The 15433-nt window shown below is 45.9% G+C and carries 13 protein-coding genes and 1 pseudogene; 8 read left to right on the top strand and 6 right to left on the bottom strand.

Annotated features, from left to right (window positions below; all coding sequences use genetic code 11):
• Positions 1-501 (bottom strand): hypothetical protein (locus tag ACUVJL_RS07170; RefSeq protein WP_445245222.1); only part of this gene is annotated, 501 nt, incomplete at its 3' end.
• A gap of 222 nt (positions 502-723) precedes the next feature.
• On the opposite strand from ACUVJL_RS07170, the gene ACUVJL_RS07165 reads away from it, so the two are divergent.
• The 3 genes from ACUVJL_RS07165 to ACUVJL_RS07155 all read left to right on the top strand — a co-directional run bounded on the left by ACUVJL_RS07165 (position 724) and on the right by ACUVJL_RS07155 (position 4098).
• Positions 724-1722, top strand: a complete 999-nt coding sequence (locus ACUVJL_RS07165; RefSeq protein WP_445245221.1) for an HNH endonuclease — start codon at positions 724-726, stop codon at positions 1720-1722.
• The gene (gene dndC / locus ACUVJL_RS07160) at positions 1719-3404 is read left to right on the top strand and encodes a DNA phosphorothioation system sulfurtransferase DndC (RefSeq protein ID WP_445245220.1); all 1686 of its coding nucleotides are present in this window, start codon (positions 1719-1721) and stop codon (positions 3402-3404) included. The genes ACUVJL_RS07165 and dndC overlap by 4 nt, the downstream gene beginning before the upstream one ends.
• A 130-nt stretch (positions 3405-3534) precedes the next feature.
• Positions 3535-4098, top strand: a complete 564-nt coding sequence (locus tag ACUVJL_RS07155) for a GxxExxY protein (RefSeq protein WP_445245219.1) — start codon at positions 3535-3537, stop codon at positions 4096-4098.
• A 75-nt stretch (positions 4099-4173) separates the two neighbouring features.
• Here the strand turns inward: ACUVJL_RS07155 and ACUVJL_RS07150 are convergent, their stop codons facing one another.
• A complete protein-coding gene (locus tag ACUVJL_RS07150) occupies positions 4174-4329 on the bottom strand; it encodes a hypothetical protein (RefSeq protein ID WP_445245218.1) in 156 nt (51 codons plus the stop codon).
• A gap of 21 nt (positions 4330-4350) precedes the next feature.
• On the opposite strand from ACUVJL_RS07150, the gene dndD reads away from it, so the two are divergent.
• From dndD to dndE, 3 genes are all read left to right on the top strand, one after another.
• On the top strand, positions 4351-6348 hold the full coding sequence (gene dndD, locus ACUVJL_RS07145) for a DNA sulfur modification protein DndD (protein WP_445245217.1): 1998 nt from the start codon (positions 4351-4353) through the stop codon (positions 6346-6348).
• Positions 6349-6642: 294 nt separating this feature from the next.
• Positions 6643-7032, top strand: coding sequence for a GxxExxY protein (locus tag ACUVJL_RS07140; protein WP_445245216.1), 390 nt, complete (start codon positions 6643-6645; stop codon positions 7030-7032).
• 80 nt (positions 7033-7112) lie between these two features.
• Positions 7113-7514, top strand: coding sequence for a DNA sulfur modification protein DndE (gene dndE, locus ACUVJL_RS07135; protein ID WP_190660605.1), 402 nt, complete (start codon positions 7113-7115; stop codon positions 7512-7514).
• Positions 7515-7576: 62 nt separating this feature from the next.
• Here dndE and thiD read toward each other — a convergent pair whose 3' ends face one another.
• A complete protein-coding gene (thiD, locus tag ACUVJL_RS07130; RefSeq protein ID WP_445245215.1) occupies positions 7577-8386 on the bottom strand; it encodes a bifunctional hydroxymethylpyrimidine kinase/phosphomethylpyrimidine kinase in 810 nt (269 codons plus the stop codon).
• Positions 8387-8593: 207 nt separating this feature from the next.
• Between thiD and ACUVJL_RS07125 the strand changes: the two genes are divergently transcribed.
• Positions 8594-9373, top strand: coding sequence for an MBL fold metallo-hydrolase (locus ACUVJL_RS07125; RefSeq protein ID WP_445245214.1), 780 nt, complete (start codon positions 8594-8596; stop codon positions 9371-9373).
• Between the two features lie 41 nt (positions 9374-9414).
• On the opposite strand, the gene ftsZ is transcribed toward ACUVJL_RS07125, so the two are convergent.
• The 3 genes and pseudogenes from ftsZ to ACUVJL_RS07110 all read right to left on the bottom strand — a co-directional run bounded on the left by ftsZ (position 9415) and on the right by ACUVJL_RS07110 (position 13401).
• Positions 9415-10686: a cell division protein FtsZ gene (ftsZ, locus tag ACUVJL_RS07120; RefSeq protein ID WP_445245213.1), complete on the bottom strand. Its 1272-nt coding sequence runs from the start codon at positions 10684-10686 to the stop codon at positions 9415-9417.
• Positions 10687-11105: 419 nt separating this feature from the next.
• Positions 11106-12364: pseudogene (locus tag ACUVJL_RS07115) on the bottom strand (RNA-guided endonuclease InsQ/TnpB family protein).
• Positions 12365-12495: 131 nt separating this feature from the next.
• A complete protein-coding gene (locus ACUVJL_RS07110; protein WP_445245212.1) occupies positions 12496-13401 on the bottom strand; it encodes a cell division protein FtsQ/DivIB in 906 nt (301 codons plus the stop codon).
• A gap of 337 nt (positions 13402-13738) precedes the next feature.
• On the opposite strand from ACUVJL_RS07110, the gene ACUVJL_RS07105 reads away from it, so the two are divergent.
• Positions 13739-15070: a P-loop NTPase fold protein gene (locus ACUVJL_RS07105; RefSeq protein WP_445245211.1), complete on the top strand. Its 1332-nt coding sequence runs from the start codon at positions 13739-13741 to the stop codon at positions 15068-15070.
• Positions 15071-15433 lie beyond the last annotated feature (363 nt).

Raw genomic sequence — 15433 nt, 5'->3', positions numbered from 1 at the left:
GAATTTCCAGTTTGTACCAGTTGAAACTGCTCCATAAATTGCGGATTGTTCTTGCCCTTTGCGGGCATTAAATATTTGAGCTGCTGCCATCTGAGCCGCACACTGTCCCAATCCTATTCTAATATCGTTGTCTTTTGCTTCCACCAATGTCAAGACTGGGGCAGTCACCAATGATTGATTGCTCGATGCGCTGAGGAGAAAGTCACAAGCCCCGGTTAATCCTTTGCTCTCTTCTACGTTAAATGTGTTGCCGGAAAAATAGCCAATTTTGTTGTTGAAAGTGCGCCGTATCTCGAGTAGAATGGGAGTGAGGATTAATTCCGATCGAGCTTTTTCCGTGCTGATACTTGAGGCTAAGTCTAAAGCTTCGTCTAGAGTTTGTTTGAGGCGTTCTGAAGGTGCGAGGGGGGTAATTTGGCTGAATAAGTGGGGAATGTCTTCAACGGTTAAATCCAGGGTTGAGACGGCTTGGTCGATGGTTTTGAAGTCGCTGTAGGACATATTTGATTTGGGGTGGGAGATATGATTTTTTTAACCGCAGATGCACGCGGACAGTGATATAATTATCACCAGTTTAGGCTATAAAATTAATTTTTAGTCTGCTGACACTGCTTAAATTGTCTAGTTTCTGCGTTATGGTTGTGCCTTGCGGTGCTTAACTTTTTGTTTAAAAGAGTGTAAAATTTTAGGTTGGATTGTATTTAATCATCGCGGGAGGAGGAAATGACTACAGGAGAAGAGTCCGAAAATAAGAATTTAGCATACTATCGCAATTGTTTTTCTCAGATCAATGTAGGCAAGAATAAACAAGGAGGCGATGCTCTAAATCAGCCAATAATGCTACTGTCTGTAATTGAGTTAATTACACAAGGTTTGCTTAAGGAGAACAACATTACCATTTCCGATGAATTAATTAACACATTCAAAAAATACTGGTCTGTGTTGACTTCTGATTCCTTCAAGGGTGTTAATTTTGCTATTCCATTTTTTCACTTGAAAAACAGGGAACCTAAATTTTGGTACGTTAAATTTAGCGAACAATACGAAGGAGGGCGTGCTCAAACAATCAACACCTTAAAAAGAGATGTTGATAGTGCCAAACTTGACGATGAACTATTTAATTTATTGCAAGATACTAATGCCCGCCAAGAATTAATAGATATATTGATATCTAGCTGGTTTTCATCTAACAAAAAACAGATAGAAGATGTTTTAACAATTAACGAGTCTCTCCAAGATTCTACCTGGGATAAATTAGATAGTAGTGAATCTGTTAATACAGATGGACTACCAAAGATGTATTTAAAAAAATCTCTGTTTAGAGAGGCTTTTTTTCGTAAATCTGTCGTGCATTTGTATGATTACCGATGTGCTTTTTGTAGATTAAAAGTGACTCGTTCACTTAGTCAAAGTATTGTAGATGGCGCACATATCAAGCCCTTCTCCGAGTTTTATGATAATAGAGTAGATAATGGACTCTCACTGTGTAAAAATCATCACTGGGCATTCGATCGCGGATGGTTTGCTGTTGACGATCGTTATCAAATTATAGTTGCTAGCGATCTACAAGAGGACTCACCATACCCTAGATTAATGAGAGAGTTTCACGGAGAACCGATTCTTTTGCCAAGTTTAGAGCAATATTATCCGAGAAAAGATGCGCTTCAGTGGCATCGCAAAAATGTGTTTACTTTAAAATCAAAACGGAGCTCTAGAAAATGAATGATTTACAACAAATGTCACTATTTCCGCCCCGCAATATTGGCGATTTAATGGCAGACATAGAAATTTTGAAAAAGGAAATTCAAGAGCTTTATTGTCAAGATGAACTCCCACTTGTAATCGGTTGGAGTGGCGGCAAAGATAGTTCGGCAGTCCTACAGCTTGTCTGGTATGCGATTGCAGAGTTACCACTTGAAAAACGCCACAAAAAAATTCATGTTTTAACAAATGATACACTGGTAGAAAACCCTATAGTAGCTGCTGGAGTACATAATTCTCTAAAACGGATGAAAGTTGCAGCCCAAGAACAGGGAATGCCAATAGAGACTCATTTAACTTATCCAGCCGTTCAAGATACCTTTTGGGTGTGCTTAATAGGTAAAGGATACCCAGCACCTAGAAATCGATTTAGATGGTGTACGGAACGATTAAAAATACAACCAACCGGTTCTTTTATTCGTGAAATAATTAGAACTAGCGGCGAGGTAATTCTTGTTCTAGGTACTCGCAAGGCTGAAAGTGCTAAACGCGCCGCAAATATGGCTAAACATAGGGAGTGGCGGGTAAGCGAACGCCTTAATGCTAATCCCACTCGCCCTAACTCTTATATTTACCTTCCCATTGAAGACTGGCGAACAGATGAAGTGTGGCTTTACTTGATGCAGTGGGATAATCCGTGGGGAAATAACAATAAAGATTTGCTAACTATGTATCGAGGTGCGACAGCAGATAATGAATGTCCTCTAGTTGTTGATACTTCCACCCCTAGTTGTGGAAATTCTCGCTTTGGCTGCTGGGTTTGCACAATGGTAAGCCAAGATAAATCTATGGAGGCAATGATTCAAAACGATGAGGAAAAAGAATGGATGCAGCCTCTACTCGATATTCGCAACGAATTAGACATTCCAGACGATCACCCAAAAAGAGACTTCCGCCGCATCTACGGTAGAGTAGAACTGTTTGAACGCAATATGGGCGACGACACAACCTCCGTCGAACCCATCCCAGGGCCCTACACCAAATTCTGGCGAGAACACTGGCTGAGACGAGTCTTGGAAGCACAAACCCAAATCCGCAAAACCGCACCCCTAGAAATGCGCGATATCACCTTAATTACCCCAGAAGAACTTAGCGAAATCCGCCGAATTTGGCTGGAAGAAAAGCATGAATTTGACGACTCTTTGCCCCGGATTTACGAAGAAGTTACGGGCGAACCTTTTGAAGATTCCCGTCCCGCCGCCGAAAGAAAACTCTTAGGTAGCGACGAATGGGCTGTGATCGAAGAGATTTGCAGAGACGACAAAATGCACCTCGAATTGATGGCAAAACTCCTGGATACAGAACGCCAATACTACACGAAGCCCCGCCGTACAGGCATTTACGCCGATTTGGACAAATGCTTTGAAACCAGTTCGCGATCGAAGGAAGAAGCGATTGGCAACGCCCACTATCAACGCAATTTAAAAAAAGCGGTGGAAGATATTAAAGCAAATCCGACCGAAAACATTCAGCAATTCAAAGATGCGATCGCCCAAACCAACAGTTCCGCCAAAAACGATACCGTTGATATTGCCAAACTTAAAGAAGAACTCGAAAGCAACAGCAATCAAAGTAGGCAGCTATCTTGGGCGGATATTAAATTTTCACCGCCAAATTCAGGAGAGGAAAAACCTAGCGATTAGCACGCGCTAGCCTGCGGTTAAACCCAAACTTGTTGACAGCCACCCCGCCGAGCGATCGGATACAATAGGCTGTCAATTAACCTGATTATTACCCAACCCTCATCGTTGAAATTACAAAATTTTTACGACCATGATTAATCCTAATATTCCCCATCAGGAACTTACATACAGCATCATCGGCTGTGCAATGAGAGTACACCGGAGGACGCAAAAAGGTTTAAGAGAAAAACATTACCAAAGAGCCTTTGATGCAGAAATGATAGAATCCGGTTTAACAACAGAAATGGAGTATCCCAGACAAATTTACGACGGTCAAGTTTGGATGGGAATCCTCTATCTAGACCATTGGGTGAATGAAGGTATTGTAGTAGAGGATAAAGCCGTAAATTATCCAATGACCGATAAAGATAAAGCTCAAATAATAGCTTACGTAGCAGCTACAGGAGCACAAGTAGGTTTATTTATAAACTTTGGACGCAGCAAGTTAGAATATCACCGCATCCTCCCACCAAAATCTGTACAAGGTTGGCAGAAACACATTCAACCATACTTGTGGACGCCGAAAACAAGTGGCAGGGGTTGGACAAGAGGAAGTTCAGGAACCTATGAAGAAACAGATGCTGAACTACCCTTACCTCCCAGCATTCAGCCCCGGAACCAGGAGGAAGATTCAACCGATGTGATTGATTGGTAGCAAGGGGGGGACGGTTAGCAACGGATTTTGTAACGGATGTAACGGATGATTGGTGGGTGATTACCAAATCCGCTGCTAATCGCCCCCCACCAACCACCCATCTGTTAAATCCGTTGCTAACCGCCACCCCACCAACCACCCATCCGTTAAATTCGCTGCTAATCGCCCCCCACCAACCACCCATCCGTTAAATCCGCTACCAAATCCGTTGCTAACCGCCCCCCCCACCAACCAACAACATCTACATCTACAATGCAATTCCTCGAACTCGTTCTCAAAAACTTCGGCCCCTATGCAGGCACCCAAACCATCAATCTCCGCCCCGAAAAAGACGGAAATCCCTGCCCAGTCATTTTATTTGGCGGCATGAATGGCGGCGGCAAAACCACCCTCATGGACGCCATTCGCCTCGCCCTCTACGGTAGCCGCGCCCAATGTTCCACCAGAGGCAATTTAAGCTACAGCGACTTTCTAAATCAATCCGTCAACCGCCACACTCCCCCATTAGAAGATACCCGCGTCGAACTAACATTTGAACAAGTCCAAGACGACAAATTAACTCAATTCAAAATAGTTAGATACTGGAAAAAATTAGATATCAAAGACAACCTAAGCATTCTCATCTACAGCGAGATTGTCAGCGATTGGTGGTCGGACAAAGCAATTACTAACACCTGGGACGAATACATCGAAACCCTTTTGCCCGTCGGAATATCCAACCTGTTTTTGTTTGACGGCGAACAAGTAAAAGAACTCGCCGAACTCGAAACACCGCCAGAGTTTGTCGTCGGAGCGATTAAATCTCTTTTAGGTTTAGAATTAGCAGAACGCCTCGCCGTCGATTTAGAAATATTAGCCGGCCGCAAGCGGAAAGAAATTGCTGGCAAAAAAGACTTGGCTGCTTTAGAGAAAATCGAAGAAACTTTTAAGAAAATTAGTGATGAAATAGACTCAGCTAAGCAAGAACAAGCTAGCTTTAAAAACGAATTAGATAAAGCTCAAAGAAATCAGCAACAAGCATCCGAAAAATTTATTTATGAAGGCGGGAAAATTGCCGCCGATCGCAGTCAACTAGACAGACAGCTAAACGACTACAGAAATCAGGCAGAAAAAAGCCGTCAAGCCATGACGGAATTGGCGTCAAATACGCTACCACTAGCCCTAATTTCGCCCTTGCTAAGCGAAGCAAAAATTCAAGCACAAACAGAAGCCAGCCAGCAGCAAGCAAAGATTGCCCAAAATGTTATCAAACAAAGAAGCGATCGCCTTCTCAACTATATCGCAGAAATCTCGTTAAATCCCCAACAGCTAGATAAAATTCAAGACTTCATCCGCCAACAAGACCAAGAACTCGAACAGCAAGCCGGAACAGACACTCAGCCCTGGATGAACGCCGACAACAACAGCATCCAGCAACTAGAAAACCTCCTTAGCTACCAAATCAAAGCCCAGCAAATTCTAGCCCGCGACCAAATAGAAGAAATCAAAAACATCGAAGCAGAAATTGACTTTACAGACAGACAACTCGCAGCCGCAGCTTCCCCCGAAGCATACGAAAAACTAGAAGAAGAAGTCAGGAAAGCCCAAAAAGCAGTCGCTATCGCAGCCGCAGCCTTGGAATCAGCCAACCGCCGCGTCGATGAATTAGAGAGAGAATTAGCCAAAAACCAAAAAGAACTAGAAAACTACAGCAGCGAATACATCACCATCAGAAACAGCCAACACGTCATCGCTTCGATCGCCAAAGCCCAAGCTACCCTGAAACTCTTTAAAGAAAAACTCACCCTCAAAAAACTCAACAAACTTGAAATAGAAATTACCGACTGTTTCCGCTACCTCTTGCACAAAACCGACCTCGTGCACAGAGTTGCGATCGACACTCAAACATTTAGCCTCTCCATTTACGATCCAGAAGGCAAACCTGTACCCAAACACCGACTTTCAGCCGGGGAAAAACAATTGCTGGCGATCGCCTTTTTGTGGGGATTGGCTAGAGTATCCGGGAGACAATTGCCAGTGGCGATCGACACTCCCTTAGGCCGCCTCGACTCCTCCCACAGAAACAACCTAGTCGAACGCTATTTCCCCTCGGCCAGCCACCAAGTCATCCTGCTTTCTACCGACACGGAAATTAGAAAAGTAGAATACGAAAAACTCCAAGAATTAGAGGCGATAGCCCACAGCTACCTCCTCAAATACGACTCCGCCAAACACCAAACCACCGTCGAAAAAGGTTACTTCTGGGAATAAAAATTCGCGCTAAAAAATAGCCGCAACCCCTTGACTTTGCTGGGGAGTTGCGGTAGTATATATTGTATAATGGGATGGTTGCGAAAATTTTATTTTGGCGAATATCCGATTATATAGGATAAATCCTACTAGAAATACAATACCAAAAACCGCCGATTTTATCAAGCCCGCGCCGTGTAAAAATTTGTTAATGAACAGCAGATGGAATTTTACCAGGTGTCAAATTATTGTAGCAGAAGGTGATTTTTGGTAGAGTTTTGGATGTGGGATTTTTTGAACCGCAGATGAGGGCAGATGAACACGGATGAACGCAGATTGGAACTTAATGAGATTACGGAAAAAATTATTGGGTGTGCTTTTAAGGTTGGAAACAGGTTGGGTTACGGGTTTTTAGAGAAAGTTTATGAGAATGCTTTGGTTTATGAATTGCGGAAAACAGGAATGTTGGTTGAACCTCAGTTTACAATTTATGTCCATTACGAAGATATAATTGTTGGGAAATTTGTGCCTGATGTGTTAGTGGAAAGAGCCGTGCTTGTAGAACTCAAAGCTATCAAATCACTCGGTGAAAGAGAAACAGCACAGTGTCTCAATGTCATAAAAGCTACAAAAATAACCATCTGCTTGCTAATCAATTTCGGCAACCCCAAAGTAGAAATTAAACGAATAGTCCACAACTTCTAAACAGCAGCTCCAATCTCATGGTATCATCTGCGTTAATCTCCGTTAATCTGCCAACATCTGCGGTTAAAAATATTAGACTCATGGAACCACCAGTCGATCGCATCCGCCTGTCCCAAACAGGCAAAGACCAACTATCAAAACTGAAACGATCGACCAAAATAGACCAGTGGAACATCCTGTGTCGCTGGGGATTTTGCCGATCGCTCGCCGAACCCAGCATCCCATCCCCAGTACCAATTCCCAGCGACAGCAACGTCGAATTAAGCTGGGATGTCTTCGGTGGCGACATGGCCGATATCTTGATAATTGCCCTCAAGCAGCGGTGTCACCAAGACAATTTAGGCACAGAAAAAGAAACACTAGCCAAACAATTTCGCCTGCACTTGCACCGAGGGATTGGTTATTTGGCCGGCGATCCGAATATTAAGAAAATCGAAGACTTGGTGGCGATCGCTCTATCGCCTGAAAAATTAAGAAATTAAACGAACCGCGAAGGCGCAAAGGACGCGAAGGAAGAAAGGAAGAGAAGGGATGAGTTCACAATTTACTTCAGTAAAAGCGGGAAAAAATGACCTACTGGCCCTTGGCCTTCCCCAATATCCAAAGCATATTTGAGAGCAGTAGTAACATAATCCTTAGCCAATGTCACGGCTGTAAACAAATCTTTACCCAAAGCCAAATTAGCAGCGATCGCAGCACTCAAAGTACAACCAGTCCCGTGAGTATTCCGAGTATCAACAGTCTCAGTCTTCAACACATCCAACCGCGTACCATCAAACCAAACATCAATTCCCCGCAAATCTCCCGCCATCCCGCCGCCTTTCACCAAAACAGCTTTCGCACCCAAACGATAAATCTGTTGCGCCGCCACCCGCATATCCTCTAAAGAAAAAATCTCCAAACCGCTCAAAATCTGAGCCTCAAACCGATTCGGAGTCACGACAGCAGCCATTGGCATCAAAACATCCCGCAAAAACGCGATCGCCCCGTCATCAACCAATCGATCGCCCGATCGTGAAACCATCACCGGATCGACAACCAAAGTCCCTATTCCCAAAGTTTCCACCTGTAAAGCCACCGCCGCCATAATTTCCCGATTCAGCAGCATCCCAGTTTTCACAGCATCCACCCCAATATCCCCAACCACCGCCTCAATTTGAGCCGCCACAGCCTCCGCAGACAAAGCATCAACTCGCATCACCCCCAAAGTATTTTGAGCCGTCACGCAAGTCAAAGCACTCGTACCGTGCACACAGTGAAACGCAAAAGTCCGCAAATCCGCCTGAATTCCCGCCCCGCCGCCACTATCCGAACCCGCCACAGTCAAAGCCACAGGAATCTTCCATTTAATCATCTTATTTCAACCGCAGATAAACGCAAACAAACGCAGATAAATCCCATCATATCCGCGTTCATCAGCGCTCATCCGCCCTCATCTGCGGTTACAAAATCCCATCATATCCGCGTTCATCAGCGCTCATCCGCCCTCATCTGCGGTTAAAATTCCCCAAACAAAATTAGGTATGATTAAAACAAATGTAAAGAATTATTGCAAACAACAGTGAAACTCACCCGAATCGACCTCAACTCTTGGATCTTCCAAATTGCCGGCCAAACAATCCTCGTCGATCCCTGGCTAGTCGATCCCCTCGTATTTTACGGTCAACCCTGGCTGTTCACCGCTTACCACAACACCCCCGTCGCCTTCACTCCCAGCACCTTACCGCCGATCGACCTCATCCTGATTTCCCAAGGATTAGACGACCACTGTCACAGACCAACACTCAAACAGCTTGATCGCACAATTCCCGCGATCGCCTCACCCACCGCCGCCCAAGTCCTCAGCAGTTTAGGCTACACCTGTATCACATCTTTAGCAAATTGGCAAGAGTTAAATTTTAAAGAAAAGTTACAAATTACCGCCGTACCCGGAGCCCAAATCCAGCCGGGACAGGAAGAAAACGGCTATTTGCTCAAAGATTTAAGCAGTGGCGAGACACTTTATTACGAACCGCACCTGCCACCATTAGAAAAAGTCAAACAGAAAATAGACACAGTAGACGTAGCCATCGCCCCAGTCATCGGTCAAATCTTCCCCTTCCTCGGACAAGTCCTCATGGGCCCAAAACAAGCCCTCAGCCTCGCCCAAACACTGAAACCTCGGTTTTTCCTGCCTACAGCGGCGGGAGACATCCGAGCCACAGGCATTTTACCAATGTTAGTGCGATCGGTCGGCAGCATCCCCGAATTTCGCGATTTACTAGCAAAATCGGGACTCTCCACCCAACTCCTCGAACCCGAACCCGGTCAAACCCTAGAAATTTTAGATTTTAGATTTTAGATTTTAGATTTAATCCGCCATCCAAAATCCAAAATCTAAAATTACCTCGTCGGACGACGGTTGCGCAGAAACTCAGGAATATCCAATCCCAAATCCTGCGGTTTCGTTTTCGGATCAGGCGTCTGTTGAGCAGGAGCCACAGGCACAGTTGCAGCCCGCCAAGGAGCATTAACATTTTGCGTCCGCCCCGGAGCCGGAGGCGACGCAACTTCTCCCGAAAAACCAGTAGCGATCACAGTAATCTTAATTTCCCCCTGAAGCCGCTCGTCAATCACCGCTCCAAAAATAATATTGGCATTCGGATCGACAACCTCGTAAATCGTCTCAGCCGCCGCATTCACCTCGTGCAGCGTCATATCAGTACCGCCAGTAATGTTAAACACCACACCTCTAGCGCCCTCAATAGACGAAGCTTCCAGCAGAGGCGAAGAAATAGCCTGCATCGCAGCCTCCCTAGCCCGCGACTTGCCAGAACCCACGCCTATGCCCATCAAAGCCGAACCCGCATCCGCCATTACTGCCCGCACATCAGCAAAGTCAACATTCACTAAACCGGGAATAGTAATAATGTCAGAAATACCCTGAACCCCTTGGCGCAGGATATCGTCAGCAACTCGAAAAGCCTCTTGCACCGGCATTTGTTCCGAAATCACAGACAGCAGCTTGTCGTTAGGAATCACGATCAGCGTATCCACTCGGGTTTGCAAAGCCGCGATCCCTTCCTCAGCTTGGCTGGTCCGCCGCCGTCCCTCAAACGTAAAAGGCCGCGTCACTATGCCCACAGTCAAGGCGCCCATTTCCTTAGCCACCTCAGCCACGATCGGAGCCGCGCCCGTACCCGTACCGCCGCCCATGCCGGCCGTGATAAATACCAAATCCGCGTGATTCAAAGCATTAGCAACCTCGTCGCGAGATTCCTCCGCAGCCTTTTGACCGATCGCCGGATTGCCCCCCGCGCCCAAACCGCGCGTCAACTTCTGTCCGACTTGCAAGCGTTTCGGAGCATTTGAGAGAACCAGAGCTTGGGAATCTGTATTCACGCACCAAAACTCGACACCAGAAACCTCGCTAGCAATCATCCGGTTAACGGCGTTGCCCCCACCGCCGCCGACGCCAATTACTTTGATTTTGGCGGCACTGCTGGGCATTATGTCTTTGGGATTGACCATAGGATCGATATCAATACTATCTACATTTACATAACCAGACTTGCGTCTAAAGGGATTGGCGGAATCTGCAGCCACCGGAAAATTTTTTACTTCTTCCGAAGTGGGACTGTTTTGCTCAGACTCCTCTCTATTATTAAGCTTCATGAGAGTCGGGGATAGTAGATTACAGCTTGTTAACTAAACGCCAATTCACAATCAACTATAGGCTAAGTTGCGCGAAAAACTAACACTGGTCGAGCCTCAATGTTAGCAATCTCAGATTTTGTCGGCTTCCCTAGCCCGTACCTGGCTTGACCCCGCCCAAAAACGGATATAATCCCCCGACTCGTGTCGTGGAGAGATCCCCATTTTAGACTCTTGTTCAAGCTCCCAGATTCATCTATGCAGTAAATCTCAAATCGTCTAGTCGTTCCACGCCTCGCGCTCGCGCCCCCCTCTAACATCTAAATATCGACTGACCCCATCAAGGCCCTGGTGCATAAGGCACTTTTAGGCAAGGCATAAGAAAAAAAAATGGATACCAGCCGAGCGATGCGGAACTCTCTCAAAAAAGTATCCTTATTTCAATCCCTGGGTATTGATCCTGATGTTTGACACTCACCGCCCGATCGAACGTGCGGTGATTCTTCGCTCAACGACCCAGCTTGCTGAAATAGGCTTGCACCTAAAACAGTAGAGGCTAAATCTCCCGAAGCGTTCGGGTTTAAAACCCAAGTTCCCATATGCCCTATGGTACTCAAAGCTAGCTCCAGAATATTAATAGCGGCATTCCAGTCTCTGTCTAACACGAATCCACACTCACAAATGTGGGTTCTTGTAGACAGAGACTTTTTGATTAGAGTGCCACAATTAGAGCATTGCTGGGAAGTATATGCCGGATTGACTGCAACAGTTATCCGACCATACTTAAGGCCAAAATGCTCTAACCATTTTCTGAATTGAAACCAACCTGCATCATTAATAGACTTGGCGAGACAATGGTTTTTGACTAAGTTCTTAATCCTCAAATTTTCATAAGCGACCAAATCGTTAGATTGGATTACGCAACGCGCCACTCTCTTGGCGTGTTGCAACACGATTGCCTACTTATTTTGAGGTGTACTCGCCCTAACTTATTAATAGCCTTCTTGCGGTTAGCAGAGCCTTTCTTTTTACGAGAAACACGGCGCCCGTGAAACTTCAACCGTTTTTCTCTGGTCCAATAAAACTTTGGGTTAGGTTCCGTGTGTCCATTGCTATCGGTGTAGAACTCTTTAATTCCTACATCTAGTCCTATAGTTTTCCCTGTTGGCTTCAAGGCTCCCTTGTTCTGAGCATCAACCAAGAACTGAACATAGTAGCCATAGGCACGACACACCAACCTAACCCGTTTGATCTGATGTAGTTGATAGAAGTTTAAATCCCACGTTCCTTTGAGCTTGAGCTTGCCAATCCCTTTCTTGTCGGTGAAAGCGATTTGTTTCCTAGTTTCGGAAAGTTTCCATCCTGAAGTTTTGTACTCCACCTCGCTGCAATTCTTCTTAAATTTTGGATAGCCTTTCTTCCCTGGAATAGATTTTTTGCTGTTGTCGTAGAACCGAGCTATAGAACTATAGGCTCTTTCAACAGATGCTTGGCAAGCACTTGAGTTTAAGGCTTTAGCAAAAGGAAATTCTTCTCTCAACGTCTTGCTAAGACGATACAGCTCTTTCTGTCCTACGCCTTGGTTATCCATCCAATAGCGGATACACTTATTGCGGACAAATTGAGCCGTCAATATCGCCTCATCAATAGCGGCATATTGAGTTGTTTTTCCCTTAGCCTTGAACTCTAGGACTATCATTTGCGTGGAAAAAGTCTACGCAAATATCATATCACAAAAAAGTCCCCCTAAAAGGGGGAGGCTTTAAACCCATTATTTTGGTAAAAATTCTGCCAGCCGATCGATACCTTCTAGCTTCTGTGGACAGAGGATCAATTCTGGGCGCGAGTTGGTGCGGGAGTTGAACTCTCCAAACTGCCAGGGAGTTCTGGCAAGTGGACGATCGGGGAAGCAGGATTTTTCAAGTCAATGTAGGCTATAAGGCTTGAATCTAGCTGTGAAGGCAATTGTCGCATTCGGTCTAAAACCTTAAGTTGCTCCGCAGTTCTGGAACTGTACGGCCCTAAGTGTACGGTACCGATCTCTGTTTTCAAGATCAAGTTGTTCGGGTCTTGCCAATCAATCTCAAACACTTTCACCGTCAAGCCGCTGAGTCCTTGGTAAAACTTCGGCCAAGAGGCGCGATACAGTTCCAAAGGCCCGATGACTTTTAAAGTTGGCAAAGAACGCTGAGGCCCAGGTCCCTGAATGCTGCCGGGCCCTTTTGAAGTATTCTGCGATCGTACAGTAGCAGTATAGCTCTCCGACGGCATCCAACCTCCGCGAGCGTCCAGCCACCCCACTTTTTCCTTATCGCTGTTGGATCTCAACACCGCCGTCGGCTGCGCCACCGCCACCGGTAGCCGTTCTGCCACTTCTATAGTCAAACTCGGGGGAAACAAGTTGCGAGTCACCTTAGCTTTGGCTATTGGCCCCGTTGACTCCAGTTTTTCTGCCAGCGCCTGCGGTTGAATCCCCCACAGTGACTGCGGGTAAGACAACGGCACCAAAGACCGCACCGCCTTGTCCGACAGCCACTGATTGCCCTCCACCTTCACTTGTTCCGATCGGGCAATCAACCAAGCCGGCTGAGCAATCCACCACAGCAAACCCCCGGCGATTGCGCTCGCTGCCAGCATTTGCCACACAACAGCCGCCAATCGAGCGCGCCTGCGCTGCCGCAACTTTTGGCGCCTGCGCCCTAACTCTGTTTTAGAAACCGCTCCAAAACTAGCCATCTACCTCTTGACAATATAGTAATTAAGGATTAGCACACATTCAAAACTGTTTAATCTCTCTCTAGCAGCCCCCTTCTCCCCTACCATTTAACCAGATCCCCGCAAATTTACCCAGACTCCTGCCAAGATCAGTAAAATCACTGATGCAGCTAGGTAATTAAAAATTATTAATTAAAAATCCACAATTCCAGCGCCGTCCAAGCCGCTTAGCAGATCAAGGTTACTTGGGTATTTAGGGCATTACCCCACAGGGCAAAAGGTTACAAATCCAACTAAACTCAAGCAAAGAAAGTTTAGACTTTCGATTAGCTTGTTTAACTTTTATTCGGCTTCAATTGTGATCCCACTCGAATTAGACAGATTCTATAAAGCGTGCAACCCGAGCAAAACCCTTGTTGCGGGAGACCCAGGAGATTATCAATACTACATTGATTTTGGTTCCGTGCGGGGCGGCAAAATCATTGAATCTTTACAGCGAACCATTACCCGCATCTCGCCCGATCAGCCAACCTGTCAGCTATTTACAGGACATATCGGCTGCGGCAAATCTACAGAATTGTTTCGACTGAAAGCTGAGCTAGAGCAAGAGGGTTTTTGTGTCGTTTACTTCGAGTCTTCCCAGGACTTAGACATGGGTGATGTAGACATCAGCGATATTTTGCTGAGCATTGCGCGCCAAGTCAGCGAAACTATGGAATCCGCGAAAATCAAACTCAGACCGAGCTATTTTACAAATCTGTTTGCAGAAGTGGCAGAATTTTTGCAGACTCCCATAGATTTGTCAGCGGAAGCGGAGTTATCTATAGGCATTGCTAAAGTTACTGCTAAAACTAAAGACTCTCCCAAACTGCGATCGCAACTCAGGCAATATCTCGAACCCCGCACCAACAGCATCTTGCAGTCCATCAACGAAGAACTCCTCAACAAAGCTAACGCCGAACTCAAGCAGCAAGGGAAAAAAGGACTCGCAGTCATCGTTGACAACCTCGACCGCCTCGACGCCTCCCTCAAACCCAGCGGACGCACCCAGCCAGAATATCTATTTTTAGACCGCGGCGAACAGTTGAAAAAACTCAATTGCCATGTCGTCTACACGATTCCCCTGACTTTGATTTTTTCCAACGACTTCGGCCGCCTCGCCAGTCGATTTGGAGTCAAGCCCAAGGTGATGCCGATGGTACCGGTGCAAATGCGATCGGGCGACGACCACAAGGAAGGAATGGCACTGCTGCGGCAGCTAGTATTAGCTAGAGCTTTCCCCGCAGTTGCTCCGGATCAACGCATCGATTTGATTTCCCAGGTCTTTGACTCTCCCGAAACTTTAGACCGGCTTTGCCGGATTAGCGGCGGTCACGTTCGCAATCTACTGATGCTTTTGTATAGCTGTTTGCAGCACGAAGACCCTCCCTTCTCTCGCGAATGCCTCGAAAGCGTCATTCAAGAATATCGCGATGACCTTTTGGCAGCGATCAATGACATGGAATGGGAATTGCTGTTTCAAGTCGTCAACCGACAAAGTGTAACCGGCGAGGAAGAGTCTCAAATCTTGTTGCGAAGTATGTTTGTGTTTGAATACCGCGATCAAGAAGGTCGCTGGTTTGGCATCAATCCAGTTCTAGCAGAAACCACAAAATATAAGGAGTGGCGACAGGGCATTGAGCCAAAATAGTTAGGATTTTTGAGATTATTCGCGACTCTCGATCGCAGCAACGCCATTCGTTACTTAGAAACTCTTTAACTTAAAATTCACCGCTCACAACTCCGAACTCCTACAATCCAATACAGCCCTCAGTCAGCGGTTTTTGCCGCTGGCTGATTTCTGTTGAATGCGGGCTATCTGCAGCGGATGTTTTTGTCGCGTAAAACTGTGCCGCCACCAAGGACTTTCCCCACTCTCAACTCTCATATCTGCAATGCCAGACCCCCTATGTCTGTTTTTACCTGTTGCTCTTAATTTCAAATAATCCCATCCCGGACGACAATTTTTTTGCCTGTTGTGCTAAATGCCTGCTACAGATATATTGGAGTTGTT

Origin of the sequence: Microcoleus sp. OTE_8_concoct_300, assembly GCF_031383065.1 — a bacterium.
Classification (GTDB): domain Bacteria; phylum Cyanobacteriota; class Cyanobacteriia; order Cyanobacteriales; family Microcoleaceae; genus Microcoleus.
Note: the sequence above shows the minus strand (reverse complement) of the source record. Positions and strands in the feature narration are given on the sequence as shown.